The organism is Methylocella sp. (genome assembly GCF_041905455.1).
GTDB lineage: Bacteria > Pseudomonadota > Alphaproteobacteria > Rhizobiales > Beijerinckiaceae > Methylocapsa.
Map to the genome: position 1 here is coordinate 44,952 of NZ_JAYRLA010000014.1, position 21,543 is coordinate 66,494.

23 protein-coding genes and 1 riboswitch are annotated in these 21,543 nt (G+C 69.9%); of the genes, 5 read left to right on the plus strand and 18 right to left on the minus strand.

What is annotated here, in order from left to right; all coding sequences use genetic code 11:
* The first annotated feature begins 17 nt into the window (after positions 1 to 17).
* On the plus strand, positions 18 to 1,751 hold the full coding sequence (locus ACE3OG_RS12360; protein WP_374309066.1) for a serine/threonine-protein kinase: 1,734 nt from the start codon (positions 18 to 20) through the stop codon (positions 1,749 to 1,751).
* A gap of 25 nt (positions 1,752 to 1,776) precedes the next feature.
* Here ACE3OG_RS12360 and ACE3OG_RS12365 read toward each other — a convergent pair whose 3' ends face one another.
* The 17 genes from ACE3OG_RS12365 to ACE3OG_RS12445 all read right to left on the minus strand — a co-directional run bounded on the left by ACE3OG_RS12365 (position 1,777) and on the right by ACE3OG_RS12445 (position 16,436).
* A complete protein-coding gene (locus ACE3OG_RS12365) occupies positions 1,777 to 2,298 on the minus strand; it encodes a YqhA family protein (protein WP_374309068.1) in 522 nt (173 codons plus the stop codon).
* Between the two features lie 86 nt (positions 2,299 to 2,384).
* Positions 2,385 to 2,684, minus strand: a complete 300-nt coding sequence (locus tag ACE3OG_RS12370) for a hypothetical protein (RefSeq protein WP_374309070.1) — start codon at positions 2,682 to 2,684, stop codon at positions 2,385 to 2,387.
* A gap of 95 nt (positions 2,685 to 2,779) precedes the next feature.
* The gene (locus ACE3OG_RS12375) at positions 2,780 to 3,406 is read right to left on the minus strand and encodes a response regulator (RefSeq protein ID WP_374309072.1); all 627 of its coding nucleotides are present in this window, start codon (positions 3,404 to 3,406) and stop codon (positions 2,780 to 2,782) included.
* Positions 3,403 to 4,887, minus strand: coding sequence for an ATP-binding protein (locus ACE3OG_RS12380; RefSeq protein WP_374309074.1), 1,485 nt, complete (start codon positions 4,885 to 4,887; stop codon positions 3,403 to 3,405). The genes ACE3OG_RS12375 and ACE3OG_RS12380 overlap by 4 nt, the downstream gene beginning before the upstream one ends.
* Positions 4,877 to 5,371 carry a hypothetical protein gene (locus ACE3OG_RS12385; protein WP_374309076.1) on the minus strand — a complete coding sequence of 165 codons (495 nt, stop codon included), beginning with the start codon at positions 5,369 to 5,371 and terminating at the stop codon, positions 4,877 to 4,879. Before ACE3OG_RS12385 ends, ACE3OG_RS12380 begins: the two co-directional genes overlap by 11 nt.
* Positions 5,368 to 6,330, minus strand: a complete 963-nt coding sequence (locus ACE3OG_RS12390) for a YncE family protein (protein WP_374309078.1) — start codon at positions 6,328 to 6,330, stop codon at positions 5,368 to 5,370. Before ACE3OG_RS12390 ends, ACE3OG_RS12385 begins: the two co-directional genes overlap by 4 nt.
* A 47-nt stretch (positions 6,331 to 6,377) precedes the next feature.
* Positions 6,378 to 6,920, minus strand: a complete 543-nt coding sequence (locus ACE3OG_RS12395; RefSeq protein ID WP_374309080.1) for an SRPBCC family protein — start codon at positions 6,918 to 6,920, stop codon at positions 6,378 to 6,380.
* A gap of 4 nt (positions 6,921 to 6,924) precedes the next feature.
* Positions 6,925 to 7,944, minus strand: coding sequence for a VWA domain-containing protein (locus ACE3OG_RS12400; protein WP_374309082.1), 1,020 nt, complete (start codon positions 7,942 to 7,944; stop codon positions 6,925 to 6,927).
* A 24-nt stretch (positions 7,945 to 7,968) separates the two neighbouring features.
* Positions 7,969 to 8,568: a hypothetical protein gene (locus tag ACE3OG_RS12405; RefSeq protein WP_374309084.1), complete on the minus strand. Its 600-nt coding sequence runs from the start codon at positions 8,566 to 8,568 to the stop codon at positions 7,969 to 7,971.
* Positions 8,565 to 9,566 carry a vWA domain-containing protein gene (locus ACE3OG_RS12410; RefSeq protein ID WP_374309086.1) on the minus strand — a complete coding sequence of 334 codons (1,002 nt, stop codon included), beginning with the start codon at positions 9,564 to 9,566 and terminating at the stop codon, positions 8,565 to 8,567. The genes ACE3OG_RS12405 and ACE3OG_RS12410 overlap by 4 nt, the downstream gene beginning before the upstream one ends.
* Positions 9,563 to 10,465 carry a nonribosomal peptide synthetase MxaA gene (locus tag ACE3OG_RS12415; RefSeq protein ID WP_374309088.1) on the minus strand — a complete coding sequence of 301 codons (903 nt, stop codon included), beginning with the start codon at positions 10,463 to 10,465 and terminating at the stop codon, positions 9,563 to 9,565. The genes ACE3OG_RS12410 and ACE3OG_RS12415 overlap by 4 nt, the downstream gene beginning before the upstream one ends.
* A gap of 4 nt (positions 10,466 to 10,469) precedes the next feature.
* Positions 10,470 to 11,324, minus strand: a complete 855-nt coding sequence (locus ACE3OG_RS12420) for a DUF58 domain-containing protein (protein WP_374309090.1) — start codon at positions 11,322 to 11,324, stop codon at positions 10,470 to 10,472.
* Positions 11,325 to 11,326: 2 nt separating this feature from the next.
* On the minus strand, positions 11,327 to 12,349 hold the full coding sequence (locus ACE3OG_RS12425) for an AAA family ATPase (RefSeq protein WP_374309092.1): 1,023 nt from the start codon (positions 12,347 to 12,349) through the stop codon (positions 11,327 to 11,329).
* A gap of 96 nt (positions 12,350 to 12,445) precedes the next feature.
* The gene (locus ACE3OG_RS12430; protein WP_374309094.1) at positions 12,446 to 12,748 is read right to left on the minus strand and encodes a methanol dehydrogenase [cytochrome c] subunit; all 303 of its coding nucleotides are present in this window, start codon (positions 12,746 to 12,748) and stop codon (positions 12,446 to 12,448) included.
* Between the two features lie 107 nt (positions 12,749 to 12,855).
* Positions 12,856 to 13,509 (minus strand): cytochrome c(L), periplasmic, encoded by a 654-nt coding sequence (moxG, locus tag ACE3OG_RS12435; RefSeq protein WP_374309096.1) that lies wholly within the window; start codon positions 13,507 to 13,509, stop codon positions 12,856 to 12,858.
* A gap of 43 nt (positions 13,510 to 13,552) precedes the next feature.
* Positions 13,553 to 14,392 carry a methanol oxidation system protein MoxJ gene (moxJ, locus tag ACE3OG_RS12440; RefSeq protein WP_374309098.1) on the minus strand — a complete coding sequence of 280 codons (840 nt, stop codon included), beginning with the start codon at positions 14,390 to 14,392 and terminating at the stop codon, positions 13,553 to 13,555.
* A 175-nt stretch (positions 14,393 to 14,567) separates the two neighbouring features.
* Positions 14,568 to 16,436 (minus strand): methanol/ethanol family PQQ-dependent dehydrogenase, encoded by a 1,869-nt coding sequence (locus ACE3OG_RS12445; RefSeq protein ID WP_374309100.1) that lies wholly within the window; start codon positions 16,434 to 16,436, stop codon positions 14,568 to 14,570.
* 381 nt (positions 16,437 to 16,817) lie between these two features.
* On the opposite strand from ACE3OG_RS12445, the gene ACE3OG_RS12450 reads away from it, so the two are divergent.
* The 4 genes from ACE3OG_RS12450 (at position 16,818) to crcB (ending at position 20,137) form a co-directional block, all read left to right on the plus strand.
* Positions 16,818 to 17,336, plus strand: a complete 519-nt coding sequence (locus ACE3OG_RS12450; RefSeq protein WP_374309102.1) for a DUF1543 domain-containing protein — start codon at positions 16,818 to 16,820, stop codon at positions 17,334 to 17,336.
* 123 nt (positions 17,337 to 17,459) lie between these two features.
* Entirely contained in the window at positions 17,460 to 17,819 is a 360-nt protein-coding gene (locus ACE3OG_RS12455; protein WP_374309104.1) for a copper resistance CopC family protein, read from the plus strand.
* Between the two features lie 17 nt (positions 17,820 to 17,836).
* Positions 17,837 to 19,495, plus strand: a complete 1,659-nt coding sequence (locus ACE3OG_RS12460; protein ID WP_374309106.1) for a copper resistance D family protein — start codon at positions 17,837 to 17,839, stop codon at positions 19,493 to 19,495.
* Between the two features lie 66 nt (positions 19,496 to 19,561).
* A riboswitch (Fluoride riboswitch) is annotated at positions 19,562 to 19,625 on the plus strand.
* An 80-nt stretch (positions 19,626 to 19,705) separates the two neighbouring features.
* Positions 19,706 to 20,137 carry a fluoride efflux transporter CrcB gene (gene crcB, locus ACE3OG_RS12465; RefSeq protein ID WP_374309108.1) on the plus strand — a complete coding sequence of 144 codons (432 nt, stop codon included), beginning with the start codon at positions 19,706 to 19,708 and terminating at the stop codon, positions 20,135 to 20,137.
* Between the two features lie 97 nt (positions 20,138 to 20,234).
* Here crcB and ACE3OG_RS12470 read toward each other — a convergent pair whose 3' ends face one another.
* Positions 20,235 to 21,440 (minus strand): NAD-dependent formate dehydrogenase, encoded by a 1,206-nt coding sequence (locus tag ACE3OG_RS12470; protein ID WP_374309110.1) that lies wholly within the window; start codon positions 21,438 to 21,440, stop codon positions 20,235 to 20,237.
* Positions 21,441 to 21,543 lie beyond the last annotated feature (103 nt).

The following is a 21,543-nucleotide window of genomic DNA, read 5'->3' on the forward strand; positions in this document are numbered from 1 at the left end:
GGCTCACGGGAGGCCCGATGGAGCGGCGGGACGCAGACGAGCGCACGCGAACGGGCGTCGGAAGCCGCCCGCCGCGGTCCGGCGCGACGTCGGGCGGCGACATCCTGCGCCCGGGCGCGCGGCTCAACGGCGTCTATGAGATCGACGCGCTGCTGACGCGCGGCGGCATGGGCGAGATCTACCGCGGCCACGCCATCCAGACGGGCGATCCCGTCGCGATCAAGGTGATCCGCGACGACCTCGCCGACAGCGAGGTCGCGCTCGCCCTGTTCCGCAGCGAGGCCTCGAAGCTGCACCGCCTCCACCACGAGGCGATCGTGCGCTATTTCGTGTTCTCGGCCGATCCCGAGCTCGCGCGCGCCTATCTCGCCATGGAGTTCGTGGAAGGCGAGCCGCTGTCGCAAAAGCTCGCGCGCGGAGGCCTGCCGCCCGGCGAGGCGCGGCGCCTCGCCATCCGCGTCGCGCAGGGCCTCGGCGCGGCGCACCGGCGCGACATCGTCCACCGCGACGTCTCGCCCGACAACATCATCATTCCCGAGGGCGGCGTCGACGAGGCGAAGATCATCGACTTCGGCATCGCCCGCTCGGCGCAGGCGGGCACGACGCTGATCGACGTCGGCTTCGCCGGCAAGCTCAACTACGCCTCGCCCGAGCAGCTCGGCCATTACGGCGGCGAGGTCGGCCCGCGCTCGGACGTCTACAGCCTCGGCCTCACCCTCGCCGAGGCGCTGCGCGGCGCGCCGCTCGACATGAACGGCACGCAGGTGGAGATCATCGAGAAGCGCAAGACCGTGCCGGACCTTGCGGGCGTCGATCCGCGCCTCAGGCCGGTCATCGCGAGGATGCTCGCTCCCGACCCCGGCCTGCGCCAGCAGTCCATGGAGGAGGTCGCCGCCGACTTCGAGCGCGTAAGGCTCGACGCTCCGCCCACCCCGGCGGCCGCCCCGCGCGCCCGCGCGCGGCTTCTCGCCGCGGCGGGGATCGCGGCGCTCGCCCTCGCCGCCGTGCTGTGGTTTTTCGCGCACGCGCCGAAGGCGCCGCCCGCGGCGCGGCAGGAGGCGCGACAGGAGGCGCGACAGGAGGCGACCGAAGAGGCGCCCGCCCAGGGAGCGCCCGTCGCGCCGCCGGAGAAAGAGCCGACCGCGCCCAAAAATCCGCTCGCCTTCGTCGAGGCCTACGACGGCGGGCCCTGCTTCGCCGTGCTGTCGGCGCAGGCGAGCGGCGCGGCGGCGCAGATCGAGGCGGCGGGCGCGAGCCTTCCCGCCTTCGGCGCGCTCAACGCGGCGTTCCGCGCCGCGAACGGCTTCGAGGCCGACGTCAAGGCCGTGCTGACCGCGCCGGCGCAATGTCCGGCGGTGGATTTTTTCCGCGCGGCGAAGGCGTCGGGCGCGCCCGCGCCGCAGGTCAGCCTCGACGCGCCCTTCCTGCGCGCCGGCGAGGCGTTGACCGGAACCTTCGCCGCGCCTCCCGGGCGCGTCGTCGCGGCCGCTCTGATCGACGACGAGGGCGCGCTGCGGCCGGTCCCGCAGATCGGCGAGGAGCGGCGCCGCGGCGATTTCCGCCTCGCCGTGGGAACGCCGAAAGCCGCCGGGCGGCCGCTGCTGCTGCTGCTCGTCTCGAGCGCCGCGCCGTTGCCTGCGCTGGGCGCGCCGGGCCCCGCCGGGGAGGCTTTGAAGGCGGCGGGCGCGCAGGCCGCGGCGCAGGGCGAGGCGGCGGGGGCGGCGCTCGCCTATGTCTATGTCGCGCAGTAGCGCGGCGCCCGGGCCGGGGGGCGCCTCAATGCTTCGCGCCGAGCCGGTCGGCGACGGCGAGCAGCACCATGGTCGCGGCGAAGGCGATGAGGCAGCCGATCACCCAGGCGAGCTCGGTGAAGTTGGTGTCCTCGTTCATCTTCAGGAGGCGCTCGAGCACGTTGACGGCGGTGATCGCCACGATCGAGCTGATGAGCTTCTGTTTTAGTCCGGCGAAGCCGATCTGCACCAGCCCCTCCGGCCAGTCGGGATGGTCGGCGAGATTGATCGGCCGCACGAAATTCTCGTAGGTCGAGCAGATGACGATGAGGATCAGATTGCCGGTCAGCGAAAAGTCGACGAGGCTCAGGACGCCGACGAGCATGCCCGACTGGTCGGTCGTCTTGAGCGCGAGCAGGAAGTCGAACAGCTTGACGCCGAATTTATAGAGCAGCCCGCACAGGCCGAGGATGAGGCCGAGGAGAAAGGGCGCCATCAGCCAGCGGCTGCCGAAGAACAGGCTCTCGACGCCGCGCTGCGCCGTCCTCGCGCCGTTCCCCGTCGACATTCCGCTTTCTCCTCGATGCTCGCGAGCCGCGCCCGCGCCTCCTCATGCCATGGACGACGCGCGCCGCGCAATGCGGCGGCCGCCTCTCACTCGGGCGGCGAGCCCGGCGGCGCCGGCCCGGAGGCGGGCGCGCGCAAGAGGCTCAGCGAGACGAAGCCGCCGATCCACGAGCCCGCCGCCGCGAAGACGACATAGGCCCAGTTGTCGGTGTAGCTGATGACGGCGTAGGCCGAGAGCAGGTACCACAGGCTCGACCAGTTCGCGGCGGCGAAGCGGCGGCGCGCGACGACGGCGGAGGTGAACTGGACGTAGACGGCGTCGGTCGCGGCGGTGGCGGCGGCGACGCCGAGGGCGATCAGCGGATCGACGGCGGAAAGAGCGTGCATTGGGCCTCGGGGCGTGACGGGACGGCGGAGCGCCGGCCGACGCCGAGGTTATCAGGCCGGCGCGCGCTTCTCCTGCTTTCCCGCGGCCGCGCGCGCTATTTCAGGTTGCGCACGGCGGCGGCGATGAGCTCGGCGAGGCTGCCGACGCCGAGCTTGCGGCGCAGGAGGGAGGTCACGTTGACCACCGTCTTGTAGCTGACGCTCATCTCTTCGGCGATCGCGCGGTAGGACTTGCCCGCCGCGAGCAGCGACAGGATCTGGATCTCCCGCCGCGACAGCTCGGACAGCGGGTGGGAGGCCGCATGCGCGCCGAGCAGGGCGACCTGCGTCGCGACGGCGACGCTGAGATAGGGCTTGCCCGCGCACACCGTCTTGACCGCCTCGACGAACTCCTCGACGCCGGCGTCCTTCACCACATAGCCGACGGCGCCCGCCTCGAGCGCGCGGCTGATGATGACCGGATCGGCGTGCATGCTGAAGATGAGGATGCGCACGGCGGGGTCGCGCCGGCGCATGCGGCGGATGAGGTCGAGGCCGGCGAGGCCGGCGCTCTTCAGCACGAGGTCGACGACGACGAGCTCGGGCTTCATTCTGTGAAACAGGCGGTAGGCGGAGACCACGTCGCCGGCCGCGGCGACGGTCGAGGCGCCGCATTCCTCGAGCAGGCGGCGGGACGCCTCCATGAGCATCGGATGATCTTCGACGATGAGGGCGGATTTCATGATGCGTATGTCCGGCCGGCGCCGGCCGCGGCGCGGCTTTGCGCAGGCGCCGCGCGCCTTGCGTCGAGCGGGAGGCTCATGCGCAGGAGGGCGCCGCCGCCCGGCCGCTCGCCGATCGACCACGAGCCGCCGAGCGCGCCGATCCTCTCCCGCATGCCCTTGAGGCCGAAGCCCTCATGGGCGTCGCGCCCCACGCCCCTTCCTTCGTCCTCGACGACGAGCGAAAGCTCGCGCGCCCCGCTCGCGCCCGTCTCGCGCAGGCGGATGCGCACGGCGGCGGCGCCGGAATGGCGGATCGCGTTGGTGAGGCTTTCCTGGACGCAGCGATAGACGGTCAGGTCGATCGCCTCGCCGTAGCTCGGCGCCAGGCCCTGCGCGTCGAGATCCATGGAGATTTGCGGGTTGAGCCTGGAAAAATCGGCGACCAGCAAAGTCATGATCTCTTTCAGCGGAACATGGCCCATGGCCATCGGCCGCAGGCTGTGCAGCAGCGCGCGATTGGCGATCCGCATGCGGTCGAGGATCTCCTCCATGGCCTTGAGCTGCTCCATGGCGCGCGCGTCGTCCGCCGGAAGGTCGGCCTTGAGGGCGCGCAGGCATGCGCTCACGCCGAAGAAGCATGGGCCGAATTCGTCGTGCAGATCGAGCGCGATGGCCCGGCGCTCCTCGTCCTGCAGGCCCACGAGGCGCTGATTGAGCCTCCTGTTTTCGGCGTTCGCCTCGCCGAGCGTCTCCGCGAGATGGTTGAAGCGGTTGACGATCTCGGCGAACTCGCGCGTCCCCGGCGCCTTGATCCGCGTCGAGAATTCGCCCTGTTCGAGGTCGTCGAAGCCGCTCGCGAGCCGCGTCAGCGGCTCGAGGATGCGGCCGAAGGCGACATAGAGGGTCGCGATGACGAGCAGATTGGCGACGAGCGCGATGGTCGCGAGCGCCGTCGTGTCCTCCCAGACCTCGGCGACTTCGTCTTGCGGCGCGCCGATGATCTGCGCGACGCCGATCTTGTGGCGATGCGCGATGATCGGCACGGCGCGCCGTTCGGGCGACGGCGCGACGAGCGCCATGAACCAGTCCGGCGCGGGCTCGCGCTCGACGACGTCGTCCCTGGCGCGCAGCCCGCCGACCGCGCGGCCCTCCTCGTCATAGATCGAGAAGCGGACGTGCCGCACGAAGCCGAGCTGCTGGGCGAGGGCGGCGAGCAGCACGTCGGACGGCGTATGCGGCTCGTTGGCGCGGACCGTCTCGGCGACGAGCGTTTCGGCGAGGCGCATCGACCCCTCCATCTCGACGACGGCGGCGCGGCGCGCCTTGGCGATCACCACCGCCGCGCACACGAGAGCGGCGAGGAGGTCGATGACCACGAAGCCGGCGATCAGCTGCGCGCGCAGCGAGGGCGCCCATCTTGGCGAGCCTGCGATGGAGAGCCTCCTGTCGAAAAACGGAGCGGCGGCGGACGAGCGCGCGAGGCGGGCGTCAATGCGCATGCGGATAGGCCCGGCGCAGCTCCTCGAGCGCCGCGCCCCGCGTTTCGCCCCTCTCTCTCAGATTGAGGTAATGTTGGCAAATCTGGCCATAGAGCAGCTTGCCGCCGGTGAAGTCGGCGAGGCTCGTGAAACCGTCGAGAAGAGAGTCGTAGGTCTCGGAAATCCCATGGTCGGCGAGCGCCTGGGCGGTCTGGACCGTGCGGTTGGCGATCATCCGCTGCTCCTCGTGGAACTGCCGCTCGCCCTGGACGAGAAAATTGCGATAAATCTCGATCATCTTGTCGTCCTTCGGCGCCGGCCCGCCGATGCGGCGGCTCGCCAGCCACCAGGCCGGGTCGATCCTGGTTCCGGCCGGGAGCCAGTCCGGCGCCTCGAGCCGCTCCTGCGCCGGGAGCTTGCGGCGCTCGGGCTCCGGCGGCGCGTCGCAGGAGGCGAGCGGCGCCGCGAGCGCGAGCGCGGCGAGGAGCGCGAGGGCGCGGCTCACGTCCGCGCCTTCGCGCAGAGGCCGGCGCGCGGCCCTCCCCCGGTCCTGAAGCGCCTGACTTCCTCGAAGGACTGCAGGTCGATCACCGAAACGTCGCCGGAAAACCAGTTCATGACATAGGCCTTGGGCAGATGCGGCGCGACGACGACGCCTTCGGGATAGCGTCCGACGCGGATCGCGCGGGTCTTTTCGAGCCGTCCCGTCGGCACGCGCGAGAGCGTCCCGCCCTGCTGGCTGACGACGAGCAGGGCGGCGCCGTCCGGCGCGGCGGCGAGGCCGTAAGGCGTCGGCCCGCAGGCGATCTCGCCGATTCGCGTCAGGGAGGCGGCGTCGAGGACGCTCACCGTCCCGCCGCGCACGCTGGCGACGAACACCTGCGCCCCGGCGGGCGAGGCGGCGATCGGGAACGGCCCCTCGCCGACGCCGATCCCGGCGACGCGCTTCATCGCGTCGAGATCGACGACGCCGACCGCGGCGTCGTCGCGCTCGACGACGTAGAGACGGCGGCGCGACGCGTCGAGGAGCAGCAGCGCCGGCGCGCGCCCGACCGCGATCTCGCCGATCCGCTCGCCGTCCGCGCGCCGCACGCGACGCAGCGCGGCCCCGCTCCAGTCGCCGGCGAGAATCTCGTCCGCCGTGGCGGCGAGGCCGAAAGGCTCGCCGCCGACATAGATCGGCGCCTGGAGCTTGCCGGTCGCGAGGTCGAGCGCGGCGATCTCTCCGGTCTCGGGCATGCTCGCGTAGACGGTCTCGCCGTCGGGCGCGAGCGCGAGCGCGGCCGGTCCTGAGGGCAGCGCCAGCGCGTCGGCGACCTCGTCGCGCTCCATGTCGATCACGAGGATGCGCTTGCCGTCCTGATCGGCGACATAGAGCGCGAAGCCTTCCGGCGCGGCGCGCGCCCCCCCTCCCGCGAGAGAGAACGCGAGCGAGCCGCAAAGCGCCGCGCGACGCGTCAGCATGTGTGTGTCCTTCCGCCCTTCCGCGAGGCCGACGCGGCGCGAAGCGCCTAGGGCGCCTTGCCCTCAACCTTGGCCTTCAGCCCCTCGAGGCCGGTCTTCATGAAGGCGTTCATGGCGTTGACGGCGGCCTCGTCGTTGAGTTCGTCCGGCGGGAAATTGCTGGTGTCGCCGCGGTAGAAACGGCCGAACCATTCGACGAGCGCGCCCTCCGGCGAAGGCTTCACGTCGATCGTCGCGGAATAGAAGCTCACCGGCAGCGCGTCGAGGTTGGGGTCCTTCAGGCGATAGGAATAGCTCATCGCCGCGGCGTCGTATTCGTCGAGATCCTCGTTGATCTCGCCGCCCTTCTTCAGGACGAGGGCGCGGGTCGCGCCGGCCTTGTCGCCGTCGCTCGACTTGCTCGAGGCGACGAGCGGATTCCAGCTCGCGACGTCGCCGTAGGACTTGAGGACGCTCCACACCTTTTCGGGCGTCGCCGCGATGGCGATGGTCTGTTCGACCTTCTGCGGCGTCGGGCCATGCGCGCCGGCGGGACCGGCGAGCGCGACGAAGACGAGGGAGACGAGGGCGGGAAAAAAGGCGTGTTTCATCAGGTCAGGCGCTCCGGCGCAGGGAGGGAAGGAAGCGGGCCGTCGCAGGGACGGCGTAGGAGAGGACGAGCAGAGCGAGTGCGAGTCCGAGGGCGAGCGGGCGCAGGTCCTGCGGCTCGGACGCAGGTCGCGGCCGGCTCGCGGAAAGGATCGCCGATTCAAGCGAGGCGGCGTCGGTGAAGCGGGCGTAGGAGAGGCCGGTCTCCTTGGCCAGCATGCGCAGATAGGGCTCGCGCAGGGACGATAGATGCTCGTCGCCTTCCGCCGCGGCCGCGCCGAAGGGGGCGTTGCGCGGATTGTAGCCCTCGCGGCTCTCGGCGTCGGCCGGCGGCGGCCCCGAGCGGTTCTCCTGCGTCACGTCGCCCATCGCGAGAAAACCGATCTCGCGGCCGTCGTCGTCATATTTGGGGATAGGCGAGAGCTGGAGGCCGCCGACGCCCATGATGACGCCGTGGGACTTGGCCGGATCGCCATCGAAGGCCGGGCCGCCCGAGGCCGGCAGCGGCGGCGCCTCCTGCCCGTCGGTGAAGAAGACGAGGTCGGCGTCGAGGCTCTGGGCGAGGTCGATGGAGCGGAACAGGCCCGCGGCGATGCGGCTGTCGCCCTCCCAGGCCATGCGCCAGTCGAGCGCGGCGACGGCGCCGTCCACGGCGGCGAAGCTCTCGCAGACGTCGATCGGCTCGAACAGCAGGAACGGACGCCGCTCGGTGAAGACGCCGAGCCCGACGCGCGCCGGGCAGGGCAGGCGCGGGAACGTCTCGCGCAGCGCGGCCTTGACGGCGTCCATGCGCGACGTCGCCGCGCCGCCGCGCTCGTAGTCGCGCACGTTCATGCTGGTCGTCACGTCGACGATGGCGAGCAGGGTCACGCCATTGGTCGTCGCAACGCGCCGCAGCGGCGGAAAGCTCAGGAGAAGCGCAAGGCAGGCGCAGACGAGAAGCCAGAAGCGCGGGTCGCCGAAGGCGCGCCGGCGCGAGGCCCGAGCGGGCGCGAAGAACTGCGAAAATCCCGCCGCGAGGCTCATGCGCGCCTCGTCACGCCAGCGTCCTCATGGCAGCCCCTTGGGTCGCCCGGGCGCGTCCGACCAGAGGCGTTCTTTCTTCGGCGCCTCGTCGCCGCGCGTCTCCTCGAAGGCGGGAAAGTCGCGCACGAGCCGCGAGGCGACGTCAAGATTGAAGCGCGCGTCCCACAGCTCCGGCTCGCGGGTCAGCGCCGCGCGATAGTCCGCGCGCGCGAGATTGACGAAGGGTCCGGCCTCCTCGAGCTTGCTCGCCTCGAGCAGGGCGAAGGCGCGGCGCAGGCGGGCGTCGCCGAGCGCGAGCCGCGCCTGCGCGCCAAAGCGCGAGCCGCGCCGCTCGAGCGCGTCGACGAGCGGTTGCGCCGCGTCGATTTCGCCGCGCGAGGCGAGGAACAGGACGCGCGCCAGCACGAGCTCGTCCGGCGCCGTCGGCGCGACGGCGACGTCGCGTCCCGCTTCGAGCGCCTCGATCTGGCGGTTAGCGGCGGCCGCCGAGATCCATCGCGCGGCGAAATAGAGCGTCGCGGCGAGGGCGCAAAGCAGCAACGCGATCAGGAGCGGCGAGCGCGCCCGCCGCGCCGTCGCCGCAAGCCCGGCGCGCAAGGCGGAAAGGGAAAAGGCCGGCCTCACGCCCCCGTCTCCGCTTTCGCGCCCGCGAGCTCCGTCTCGACGAGCTTCGCGCCGACGAGCAGCAGCGCGCAGGCGAGCGAGACGCCGGCGGCGACGCCGGTGAGGTCGCGCGCCGGCAGGCGCTCGGAATAGCTGATCGGGCGCGTCTCGAGCCGTCCGATCTCGGCGACGGCGGCCTCGACCGCGCCCGGATTCTCGACCTCGAAGGCGCGATAGGGCACATGCAGGCTCTTGAAGAAGAGGTCGAGATGACGTTCGGGCATGGCCTGCGGCGTGTCCTGGCCGGGCTTCGGCTTGTCGTAGACGCCAGCCGAATCGGCGCTGCGCAGGAACAGCCAGTAGAGATTGACCGGCATGCGCGCGAAAGCCATGCGCAGGCGATCCTGCATCTTGCTGTCGATCACCGCCGCGCCGTCCGAGACGAGCAGCAACACGCGGGCCTGACGCGCGTCCTGCTCCAGCATCGAGAGGGCGGCCGCGAGGCCGCGCCCGATGTCGGTGTAGGCGAGCGCCGGCCGGTCGAGCGCGGCGACGGCCGCCGCGGCCGCGTCGGCGTGGTCGGTCAGCGGCAGCATCGGGATCGGCGAGGTCGAGAAGCCGATCAGGCCGAAGCGGTCGTGCGGGCGTCCGCGCAGATAGTCCTGCAGCACACGGCGCGCGGTGCGCGTCTTCGACTCTTCCGATCCGTCAGGCTCGCGCCCGGCGAAAGTGTCGTTCATGCTGGCGCTGCGGTCGACGAGAATCACCGTCTCGGCGCCCTTGCCGACGCGCGTCGCCACCTCGCCGCCACCGCGCGGTCCGGCGAGCGCCAGCGCGCAGGCGCCGATCGCGCCGACGCCGGCGAGACGGATCGCCGCCGAAACGAGCCGCGAGGCGAGGTCCCGCGGCGCGCCGGCGAGAGACGGATAGGCGCGCCGGCGCAGCAGCGGGAGGACGAGCGGCAGCAGGGCGAGCGGCAGCAGCCACAATGCGCCGGGGCGGGCGAAGAAGTCGCTCATTTCGCTCCCCGCTCGATCGCCGCGAGGCGACGCGCGAAGGCGCGCAGCTCGTCGAGGCCGAAGAGGTTTCGGGCGGCCTCGCCGCCGGCGTAGAACATCCGGCGCGAGGCGTCGAAGAAGCGCTCGAACGCGGCCCGTTCGTCGGAAAATTCCGGGCGTCTTTCAAGAAAGCCGCCAAGGTCCTCCTCAAGCAGCCGGCCGCCCGAGGCCGCGTCCATCGCCTGATGCATGACCTTGAACGCGGCGGGATCAGCCTGCGCTCCGTTCTCCCGCGCGAGGCGTCGGGCGGCCTGCGCGAAGGGACGGGCCGGCCGCTTCTGGAACGGCGGCCAGGCGCGGTCGAAGGCGACGAGGCCGAGCGCCAGCGACGCGAGCGCGAGGCATCCGCCGAAGGCGCGGCGCAGCGGCGCGAGATCCTTGCGCGGCGCGGGTGGATCGGGGCGCAGCAAGGCGTCTGGATCAGAGGCGTCGGGCTGCGCCTCGCGCAGCGACGAAATGACGAAAGAGAACGGCGCGACCTGCGCGAGCGCCGTCTTGTCGCCGGAGCGGAAGGTCAGGTCGAAGCCCGGAACGACCATCTGCCTCGCATCGAGCGCGGCGTAGAAATTCTGGTAGTCGAGGCGCAGCCGCACGCGGCGCGGCGAGCCGCCCTCGTCGTCGATCCTGACGCTGCGCAGGTCGAGCCAATAGGTCACCGGCCCCGGCTGCGGCGCCGAGGCGAGGTCGAGCCGGTAGGCCGGATCGACCTCGACGAGGATGTCGAAGTCGAGCGTGTCGCCGAGGAAATGGCCGAACGGACGCGGCTCGGCGCGTTCGATCGAGACGATCTGCGCCTTTGCCGCGCTCGCGGCCGCCGCCAGCGCCGCGAGCGCGAAAAGGAGCGCGCCGCCCCGCCGCATCCCCTCAGCGCTCCAGAAGCGCACGGGAGAGGTCTTCGACGTCGAGGCGGTCGGTCACGCGCACGGCGGCGCGGCCGTGGCGCAGGAACAGCCGGTCGAGCTCGATCTCTCTCGCGCGCGCCTCCTCGAGCCAGCGCCGCCGCAGCGAGGGGCGCATGAAGACGACCTGCTCCGCGCCGGTCTCGAGGTCGCGCAGGGCGATGAGGCCGAAGTTGGGCAACCCGCCCTCGCTCGCGGAATCGCGCAGGACGACGGGAATCACGTCATGTCCGGCGAGGGCCTCCATCAGCGCGTCGACGCGGTCGAGCGGAAACTGAAAGTCGGACAGCAAAAAGACCAGCTTGCGCCGGCCGGCGAGGCTCGCCGCCGCCGCTTCAAGCCCCTCGCTTCCCGCCCCGCGCGGCGAGAAGGCGTCGAACAGCGCGCCGACCTCCAGTTCGAGGCCGCGCCGGCGCGTCGCGCGGATATGGAAGTCGGGACGCGGGCGCGCGTCGGCGCCGGCCACCCCGAAGGCGTCGCCGTAGCGGCCGGCCGCGCGCGCGAGCTCCACGCAGAGGCGGCGCGCCAGGGCGAAGGGCTGGCCGAAGCCCGAAAAGCCGAGCGAGGCGGAAAGGTCGACGAGGGCGTAGACGTCGATCGAGCCCGGCGGCTCGTAGCGGCGCACCTGGAGGCGGCCGAACGGATCCTTGAGAGTCGCGCGCAGGTCGATGTGGCGCGGCTCGGGCCGCTCGGCGAAGGGCGCATGGTCGCGGAAATAACCGAGCCCGCCGGCGTCGTGGCTCAAATGCGCGCCCGGCATTCCGCCGCGCGGCCTGAAGCGCGGGCGGTAGGCGATGAGCGCGTCGTCGCTCGAGGCCATCGTCACGGCGCCGGAACGACTTCGAAGGCGCGGCGGCACAGCTCGGCCACGAGCGGCTCGCGGCGCAGCTCATAGACGGGGTCGAGGAAGATGCGATGCGCCATGGTCGGCGCGAACACGTCGCGGACGTCCTCGGGCGTCAGGTAGTCGCGGCCGGCGAGGAAGGCGCGCACGCGCGCCGCGCGCACGAGATAGCTGAGGCCGCGCGGACTGCCGCCGCCAAGGACAAGCCGCTTCATGTCGACGCCGTCGATGGCGATTGCGAGCGAGACGGGATCGACGACCGCCTGCGCGAGCGAGGCGACATAGGCTTCGATCGCGTCGCTCGCGCGCACCTCGCGCTGGATCGCCGCGGCGATTCCCTCAAGGCTGCGGTAGTCGACGATTCCCTCGGGGATCGCCTCGATCAGGGCGTCGACGTCGTGAAAGCGCGCGTCGAAGATGAGTCTGCGGCGGATCGCGGCGTCCGAAGGCGCGGCGATGGCGATCTCCATAAAGAAGCGGTCGCGCGCAGCCGCCGGCAATTCGAAGGTCTCCTCGCGTTCGACGCGGTTGCGGTCGGCGAAGACCTGCAGATGCGGAAAGGCGTAGTCGCGATTGAACGCGCGGACCTTGCGCTCCGCCATCACGCGCAACAGCAGCGCGTGCGCCTGCGGGCGCGCCCTGTTGATCTCGTTGAAGAAGAATATCGCAAGGTCTTCGCCGCGCCGCAGCGCCGGTCCGGCCTCGACGCGCGGGCGCCCGTCCTCGTCGACGTAAGCGTTGTAGAGAAGGTCGCCGGGCGCGAGGTCGATGGCGCCCTCGATGCGCTCGAACGGGCCGCCGACGGCTCTGGCGAAAGCGCGCAGCAAGGTCGTCTTGCCCGAGCCGACGTCGCCCTCGAGCAGAACATGGCCGCGCGCGAACACCGAGATCGCAAGCAGGAAGATCGCCCGCTCCTGCCCGAGCACCACGCCGCCGACCGCGTCGCAGATCGCTTGCGCCGAGCGTCGCGCGTCGGCGAGGGACGGGGCGGAATTGAGCATGAGGATTCGTCGCTTTCGGCTGTCGGCCGTCTGGACTCAGCCGCGCCGCCGCAACGGATTCGACGCGGCGGCGCGCAGGACGCGAAGGCCCTGACTTCAGTTGGCGATCTTGTCGACCTCGTAGACGAACTTGCCGTTCTTCTTGAAGGCCTCGACGCGCTTGGCGTTGCGCGCCTCCATGGCGACGATCGAGTCGCCCTGCTTGGCGAGCTCCTTGGGATCGTGCTTCGGATCGAATTTCGTGCCGGCGATCTTGGCCGGGAAGCCCGGCTTCGGCTCCCAGCAGTTGCCGGGCGCGACGCAGGTCTGGCCGTCATAGGCGAAAGCCGGCGCCGACGCCGCGACAATGAAAGCGCCCACGGCCAAGGCCGGAAGCGTGAAGGCGATTTTTTTGAACATTGTTTCCTCCTGCCTTATCCTCGCGCCAGGCGCGATCTGTTTGGGCGCCCCGGCGCCGAACGCGGACGACGGCCCCGGGCGCGCCGTCCGCGTATCTCTTCAAATCCTCATTCCGCCGGCTTGCTGGCGTCGATCGCCATCTGCTTCTTGATGGCGGCCGTCGCGGCCTCAGTCGCAGCGGCCTCAGTCGCCTTGTTGCACATGCCGGGCGAATCCTCCGGAATCGGAGGCTCGTCGTGGTTGTAGGCCTTGAAAGTCTTCTTCTGCTCGTCCGACAGCCAGACCGCGCCGCCGACGCCGTCCTTGTAGAGGTAGCGGACCCAGGCCATGACCTGCAGAAGCTCGTCGAGCGTCAGGTCGCCGCTGTGCGGCCCCATCTGCGCCTGCGCGCCGCCGAAGATCGTTTCGAACAGGCCCTGGTCGTGCATGTTCTTCGGATAGGTCCAGTAGTCGTCGTTCAGGCCTGGGCCGATCTTGCCCTCGCCGAGATGTCCGTGACAGCCCGAGCAGGCGGTCAGAAATAGCGAGGAGCCTTTGGCGAGGCAGGACTTGTCATTGTTGTAGGGGTTGCGTCCCGTCGTGAGGAACAGCTTGACGCCCGGCGTGTCGCGTCCTTCCGGGAGAGCGTCGGCGAGAGAGAGCGGTTCGCCGGTGACGGTGCTGCGCAGATCGAGAGTCGTGGTCTGCGCGACGGCGCCCGCGCCGAGCGAGGCCGCAAGGAGGCCGAACGCGACGTTCCGGCGGAAATCTGCAAACTTCATGTGTCGTCCCATGCCGTGAGGAAAGTCCAGAGGAGCGTTGGCGTCACATGCCTCCGTCGAGGAGCGTGACGCCCTCCTGGCGCAGAATGGCGAGGATCTGGTCCCGCGCCTTGACGAGCCCCGCGTCGACTTCCTGCAGGAGCTCCGCGTCGTCCTTGCGGACGCCGACCGACTGGTCGAAATGCTGCCCGATCTTCGTCCCGTCGGCCCGGACGGCGTCATTCGTGACGACGGTCATCCGCAACGGCGCGGCCGACGCCTTGACGTAGCGGGCGACTTCGGGACCGAACGCGACGCCGAGCCCGGCCCGGCCGGAGACGACCTCCTCGACGATGCGCGCGGGCGGTATTTGGGTGTACTGATTGCGCGGCGCCTTGAAGTCGACGAGCGAATAGAGATAGGCCATGTTGTCTTCGTAGAGGCCCTTTTCCTTGAGCATCGCCTCGCCCGGCGTGCCGAAGCCGACGACGACGTGGCCGACCTCGGCGATGCGCGGGTCGTTCCACGAAGCGACGTCGAGGTTGTGGTCGGCGCGCGTCAGGAAAACATAGGACGAACGGTAATAGGGGGCGCTGGTCGCCACCCGTTCGTCGCCCTTGTCGAGGCCGATGACGACGTCGCAGAGCTTCTTGTCGAGATAGTCGCGCACCAGATAGATCGAGGGTTTGTCCGACCACACGAAGACGGGTTTGCGGCCCATCGCGTCGGCCAGCGCGACCCCTATGCGGTTCTCGAATCCCGAGCCGTCCCTGATCGAAAACGGCGGATCGTTCTGGGCTGCGCAGATGCGCAGGTCCTTGGCGTCTTCGGCCTGCGCCGCGCCCGCCGCGCCGACGCACGCGAGCAGCGCCGCGGACAGCAGGGAGAAAAACATTGGGCCCATCGTCGATGTCCTCGCCGGAAGAAAAAGGCGGAGCGGAAGCCGAAAGGCTGGTCCGGAAACCGGCGTTCCGCTCCGAGCTTTCGCGGCGAGCGGGACGCCGCGAAGCTTCAAGTCGGGGCGGGGAGGCGCGGCGCGCCTCCCGAAGGTCCAAGGCGGCGGCCCCAAACGTCCGAGCTTACTTGGCCGAGGCGAATTCGCCGACGTTCGGATCGTCGTAGGGGCCCTTGCCGTCGAGCGAGAACACCATCACGCCGCCGCCCATCTGCGTGTAGTTGGCGAGCTTCTTGAAGGCGCCGACGGCGCCGAGGCCGGCGGTCGGATCCTGCAGGTCGAACACCAGGCCCACTCCCGGCCAGCCGCCGACGCCGTAGTTGATGGCGACGAACTGCGTGCCGTTATGAGTGTAGGTGATCGGGTAGCCGATCACGCCGGAGGGCAGCTTGAACTTCCACAGCAGCTCGCCGGTGTCGCTGTTGCGCGCCTTGATGAAGCCGTCGAGCGTGCCGTAGAAGACGACGTCGCCGGCCGTGGCGAGCGTGCCGCCCCAAACGGCGAAGCGCTCCATCTTCTCCCATTTGAAGTCGCCGGTGATGGCGTTGTAAGCCTTGACCTGGCCGAGGCCCTCATAGTTCTGCCGATCGCCCTTCGGCCCGGGATACATGTTGAGCGTCGCGCCGACGAAGAACTGCCCGGCGCGGTAGGGCAGCATGAAGGGCTCCCAATCCATGCAGATGTGGTTGATGCCCATATAGAACAGCTGGCGCTGCGGATCGTAGGAGTCATGGCCCTGGTTGTGGTAGCCCATGGCCGACGGGCACACGTCGCGCGCCAGATGGTCCATCCTGGTGCCGAATTCCGGGTCGCGCACGGGCGTTCCGGACTTCAGGTTGACTTCCTTGAAGACGTTGACGGTGTCGTCGAGCTTGTTGGCGCTGACAAGATCGCCGTTGGTGCGATCGAGCGTGTAGACGATGCCGTTGCGGTCGGGATGGGTCAGCAGCTTGCGCAGCTTGCCGTCCTTGTCCTTCTGCTCCGAGAGCATCATGACGTTGACGCCGGCGAAGTCCCACTCGTCATGGGGCGTCTTCTGATAGCCGAAATGCGCCTGGCCGGTGTCGACGTCGCGGCCGAAGATGGTCATCGTCCACTTGTTGTCGCCCGGACGCATGGTCTCGTTCCACGGCGCCGGATTGCCGGTGCCGAAGTAGATCATGTTGGTGTCCGGATCGAAGGCGTACCAGCCCCAGTTGGTGCCGCCGCCGATCTTCCAGGCGTCGCCTTCCCAGGTCGCGGTGCCGAGGCCCTTCTGGCCGTAATGGGGATTCTTGATGTTGAAGTCGTCGGCGAGCAGCAGATCCTTGTCCGGGCCGGTCGCATAGGCGCGCCATTTCTGCTCGCCGGTGCGCACGTCGTAGCCGGTCACATAGCCGCGCACGCCGAGCTCGGCGCCCGAGGAGCCGACGAGCACCAAGTCCTTCACCACATACGGGGCGACGGTCAGCGTCGATCCGACCTTGATGTCGGAGTTCTCCATCTTCCAGTAGGTCTCGCCGGTGTTGGCGTTGAGCGCCTCGATGTGGCCGTCGAGCAAGGTGCGGAGAATCAGCGGAGGCGTCTTGCCGTCGCCGGGCCAGTAGGCGAGGCCGCGGTTGACGACGTCGCAGCAGGCGACGGCGCGGGCCGCCGGATTCTGCTTCGGCTTGGCCTGCCACAGGATCCGGCCCGGATCGTCGAGGCCGAGCGCGAAGGTCGTGTTCGGGAACGGCGACGAGATGTACATCTTGCCGTCGACGACGAGGGGGGCGCCCTCATGGCCGTTGAGCACGCCGGTCGAGAACGACCAGGCCGGCCGCAGCCGCTTCACGTTGTCCTTATTGACCTGGTTGAGCTTGCTATAGTTGTCGGAATGGTAGTTCTTGCCGGGCATCACCCAGTTGTCGTCGCTCTTCGACAGCTCGTTCAACTTGTCGTTGGCGAGACTCATGCCCGTTCCCGCGATGGAAACGAGCGCGGCGACAGATACGGAAGTCAACAGTTTGAGCATGCTCGCCTTCCCTGATTTCCTGCCCGCGCGAGGCTGCGCCAACGATGTGGCTAGCTCGTCGTCTACGGCCGGATGCGGCCTTATTGGTTATGCGCTGATCGGTGGAGCGATGCCTTGGGCCCCTACGCCGTCCCATCACGCGCCGAGGTATTAAGCACCACGCCTTTAGGAGCAAAAGGAGCATGTGTTCCATTTCGGACGGGACAATATGGCAATGGCCGGGAGGGCGAGGCGACCGGCCGGCGAAGCCCCGCGGCGCCGCGCCGCGCAGACCCCGCAGGGGCCATGTCGCAGCGGCCCGGACGATGCGATAAGAGGCCCGGGGCGAGGCGCCGCCGCCGAGCCTCGCCGTCAAGCGCGCGCGGAGTCTTCGGAGGCGTCGTGAAGCTGTTCATGTTCTATGTCGGCGGCTCATGCCGAGGCGCCAACGTCGAGCTGCACGACGTGCGCTTTGCGATCGGCGACGCGCCCGAAGCCTGTCACGCGGATCTGCGCCGGCAATGGTGGGGGGATCCGAAGAGCCTGCACGTCGACTGCTGGGGCGAGGTGCGTCAGGCCGACGGCCACGACGTCGCCGTCGAACCGGGGCCAGGCTCCGAGGCGGGCGCCGAAGGCGGCCTCCGCCTGTTCTTCGTCAATCTCGGCGGCTACGACCCGCGCGCCTTCGAGGAGCTGCACAGGAACGTCCTCGTCGTCGCGCCGGACGCAGCCCTGGCCAAGCGGCGCGCGCTCTCGCTCGTCGAGGGCTGGACGACCCCGCACAGGGACGCGCTGTTCGAAGTCGAGAAGCTGATCTGCCTCAACGGCGCGGTCGAGGGAGCTGGCGCGCGGCTGCGGCTGACCAAGGCGCGAATCGAACGGCCGTTCGAATTCGTCTGCGGCTATCTGCCGATCGCCTGACGCGTCGCAAATTTGCGCAAGAGCCTGTTCGCTCGCCGCGTCCGAAGGCAAACTCGCGAGGTCGGGCGGCCGCGCCGAGGCCCGGCGGACTGATTCGCGCAATTCGAGACAGGGGACACGCCCATGAAACTCAGGTTCTCCGCGCCGGCCGCGGCGCTGCTCGCCGCCCTTTCGGCGGCGCCGGGCGCCTTCGCCCACGCCGTGGTCGCCGACGCGGTCCCGGCCGCCGGCTCCAGCGTTTCCGCGGCGGGAACGCCCGTGCGCCTCCATTTCAACAGCCGCGTCGACCACGCGCGCTCGAAACTCGTCCTCGTCGGGCCCGACGGCGCGGAAGTCCCGCTCGCGCTCGAGGCGGATTCGCCCGCCGACGGACTCAACGCCGCCGCGACGCCGCTCGCGCCAGGCGTCTGGAAGCTGCGCTGGCAGGTCCTCAGCGTCGACGGCCACATCACCCACGGCGAGATTCCGTTCACCGTGAAGTAGCCGCGACGCAGCCCGCCATGTCCCTGTTCGTCGACATCTTCGGATTTCTGTCCGTCGTCCTGCGCGGCCTGATCCTGTCGGCGCAATCCTTCATGCTCGGCGGCCTCGCCTTCATGACGCTGCTGCTCGCGCCGCTCGCGCCGCGGCTCTCCGCCGACGCGACGCGCGTCGGGCCGCGCAGCCGGCGGCTCATCCGCGTCAGCGCGCTGTGCTTTTCGGCTTTCGTCGCCTGCTCGCTGACCCTGAACGCGGCGACGCTCGTCGCCGCAGCCGGCGAAAGCTGGATGGAGGCCCTCGGCGCCGACTTCGCGCGCGCCGATTTCGCCCTGATCGCGGCGGCCCTGCTCATCGCGCTCCTTTGCGGCGGCGCGTGGAGCCCCGCCCGCGCCGCCGCGCTCGCCGCCCTCGGCGCGGCGACGCTGGCGAGCCAGACGATGCTCACCCATGCGGCGAGCCGGGCCGATCCGAGCCCGGCCCTCCTCGTCGCCGATCCGCTGCACATGCTCGGCGCCGCCGTCTGGATCGGCGGCCTCCCCTATCTCCTCGTCGCCCTTCAAGAATGCCGCAAGGGAACGGACTGGCGCCTCGTCGGCCGCCGCTACTCGCTCATGGCGATGGCGAGCGTCGCCGCGATCGTCCTCTCCGGCGTCGTCATGGCGGTCGCCTATGTCGGCTCGCCCGAGGCGTTCTACGGCACCGCCTACGGCGTGATGATCGCGACCAAGATCGTCATTCTCCTGATGCTGCTGGCGCTGGGCGGCGCCAACTACCTTCTGGTCGAACGCCTGCGGCGCGATCCGTCGACGCCGATCCTGCGGCTCAGGCGATTCGCCGAGGTCGAGATCGGCCTCGGCCTCGCCGCCATCGCCGCCGCGGCCTCGGTCACCTCGCTGCCCCCGAGCGTCGACCTCACGCAGGACCGGCTCGCTTTCAGCGAGATCGTCGAACGCTACGCGCCGCGCCCGCCCCGTCTGACGAGCCCCGACCACGACGCCCTCACCATCTCGCAGCTGCAGCGCCGGCTCGACGCCGAGGCGGCGCGGGGCGAGGCGACGAGCGCCCCGCGCGCCTTCGTCCCGGGCGAAAGCCCGCCCCTGCCGCGCAACGCCGCCGACGTCGCCTGGTCGGAGTACAACCACCATTGGGCCGGCGTCTTCGTGCTCGTCATCGGCGTCCTCGCCATGGTCGAGCGCTTCCCGTCTGGCCGATGGGCGCGGCATTGGCCGCTTCTGTTCGTGCTGATGGCCGCCTTCCTGTTCGTGCGCGCCGACGAGCAGGCCTGGCCGCTCGGGCCGATCGGCTTCTTCGAATCGATGCGCGACCCGGAGGTCGCGCAGCACCGCGTCGTCATCGCGCTGGTCGCCCTCTTCGGCCTTTATGAATGGCGCGTGCGCGCGCGCGGCGCCGACGGCGGCGAGGCGGCGCTGTTCTTTCCGCTGGCGACGGCGGCGGCGAGCGTCATGCTGCTCGCTCACTCGCACTCGATCGGCAACGTCAAGGAGGAGCTTCTGATCGAGCTCAGCCACACGCCGATGGCGCTGCTCGGCCTCGTCGCCGCCTTCGCGCGCTGGCTCGAGCTGCGCCTCGAGGGAAGGGCCGCGCGCATCGCCGGCTGGATCTGGCCGGTCTGCTTCGCGCTCATCGGCCTCGTGCTGCTCGACTACCGCGAAGCCTGAGCTCAAGCCGCGCGCGAGCGCCGCGGAGCTCCAGCCTTGCGGTTTGGCGCGATTTCCCGCACCCTGAGCGATGATGGGGATGGAGTTCCCCCGAAACCGCCCGCGAAAGGCTGATGACTCCTACCGCGACGAAATCAGCGGTGGGAGCGCGTCCGTCGCCTCCCGCCGCGACGGCGGGCTTTCGACGCCCGCCTCCACAGTGGAGCGAGCATGTCATTCGTCACTTGCCTGATTGTCTCGATCGGCGGCGCCCTCGGCACGCTGGCGCGCTACGCCGTGTCCGTGCTCGCCTTGCCGATCAGCCGCGCCTTTCCCTGGGGAACGGTCCTCATCAACATCTCCGGCTCGTTCGTCATCGGCTTCTTCGGCACGCTCACTCTCGCGCACGGCCGCTATCCCGTCTCCGAGAACCTGCGCCTTTTCGTGATGGTCGGCCTGTGCGGCGGCTATACGACGTTCTCCTCGTTCAGCCTCCAGACGCTCGACCTGCTGCGCGCCGGCGCCGTCGTCCGGGCGGGCGCCAACGTCTTCGGCTCCGTCGCGCTGTGCCTTTGCGCCGTCCTCGCCGGCCATCTCGCCGCCGCCCAGCTCAACGGCGGCGCGAAAGCCGTCGCCCAGATCGCCATCGAGGAGGAGGCCTGAGGCGCCGCGCCGGGTCGCGTCGACAGGGGAGCTTGCGCGCGCTCAAGCGTCGTTCTGCGACATGCGTCGGGGCGGCGCGAGCCGCCCCGACCAAAGGTCAGTTCGCCTTCGAGAAGCGGGCGGCCTCCTCGGAGCCCTTGGTGGCGTTGCCGGCGCTGTAGGAATGCGCGCCGACTCCGGCGAGCTTGCCGCCGTCGACGATGAGATATTCGTTACGGATCGGGCGCCCCTCGAAGAAACACTCGAGGATCTCGCGCGTGCCGGCGGCGTAGCGCGTCTGCGCCGACAGCGAGGTGCCGGAGATGTGCGGCGTCATGCCGTGGTGCGGCATGGTCCGCCACGGATGATCCTTCGGCGCCGGCTGCGGGAACCACACGTCGCCGGCGTAGCCCGCGAGCTGGCCGCTTTCGAGCGCGCGCACGATCGCGTCGCGGTCGCACAGCTTGCCGCGCGCCGTGTTGACGAGATAGGCGCCGCGCTTGAACAGCTTCAGCGTCTCGTCGTTGATCATGTGCTCGGTTTCGGGATGGAGCGGGCAGTTCAGCGTGACGACGTCGCAGACCTTGTACATGTCCTCGCGCGTCGGATGCCAGGTGAGGTCCAGCTCCTTTTCGACCGACTCCGGCAGGCGATGACGGTCGGTGTAGTGGAGGTGCATGCCGAACGGCTTCAGGCGGCGCAGCACGGCGAGGCCGATGCGGCCGGCGGCGACGGTGCCGACATGCATGCCCTCGACGTCGTAGGAGCGCGTCACGCAGTCGGCGATGTTCCAGCCGCCCTTCGTCGCCCACTGATTGGAGGGGATGTAGTTGCGCACGAGGCCGAGGATCATCATCACCACATGCTCGGCGACGCTGATCGAGTTGCAGTAGGTGACTTCGGCGACGGTGATCCCGCGGTCGATCGCCGCCTGCAGGTCGACATGGTCGGAGCCGATGCCGGCGGTCAGCGCGAGCTTGAGGTTCTTCGCCTTGGCGATGCGTTCGGCCGTCAGATAGGCGGGCCAGAACGGCTGCGAGATGATGACGTCGGCGTCGACGAGCTCACGCTCGAGGACGCTGTCGGGACCGTCCTTCGAGGAGGTCACGACGAGGGTGTGGCCGTTGGATTCGAGATACTTGCGCAGGCCGAGCTCGCCGGAGACGCTGCCGAGAAGCGCGCCCGGCTGGAAATCGATCGCCTTCGGCGTCGGAAGGGTCTGGCCATCGGCGTAACCCTCGATCTTGGGCAGATCGTCGCGGGCGTAGGACTTCGGGTAGCCGTCGACCGGATCATCATAAAGAACGCATACGACTTTAGCCATTGGTCTCCTCCTTGGATTTTGCGCGAGGAAACGGCCGCCGGCCGAACCTCGGCCGGACGCGATCGAGCTTGGAACAATTCACATCAAGCTTGAATCGCCCGAA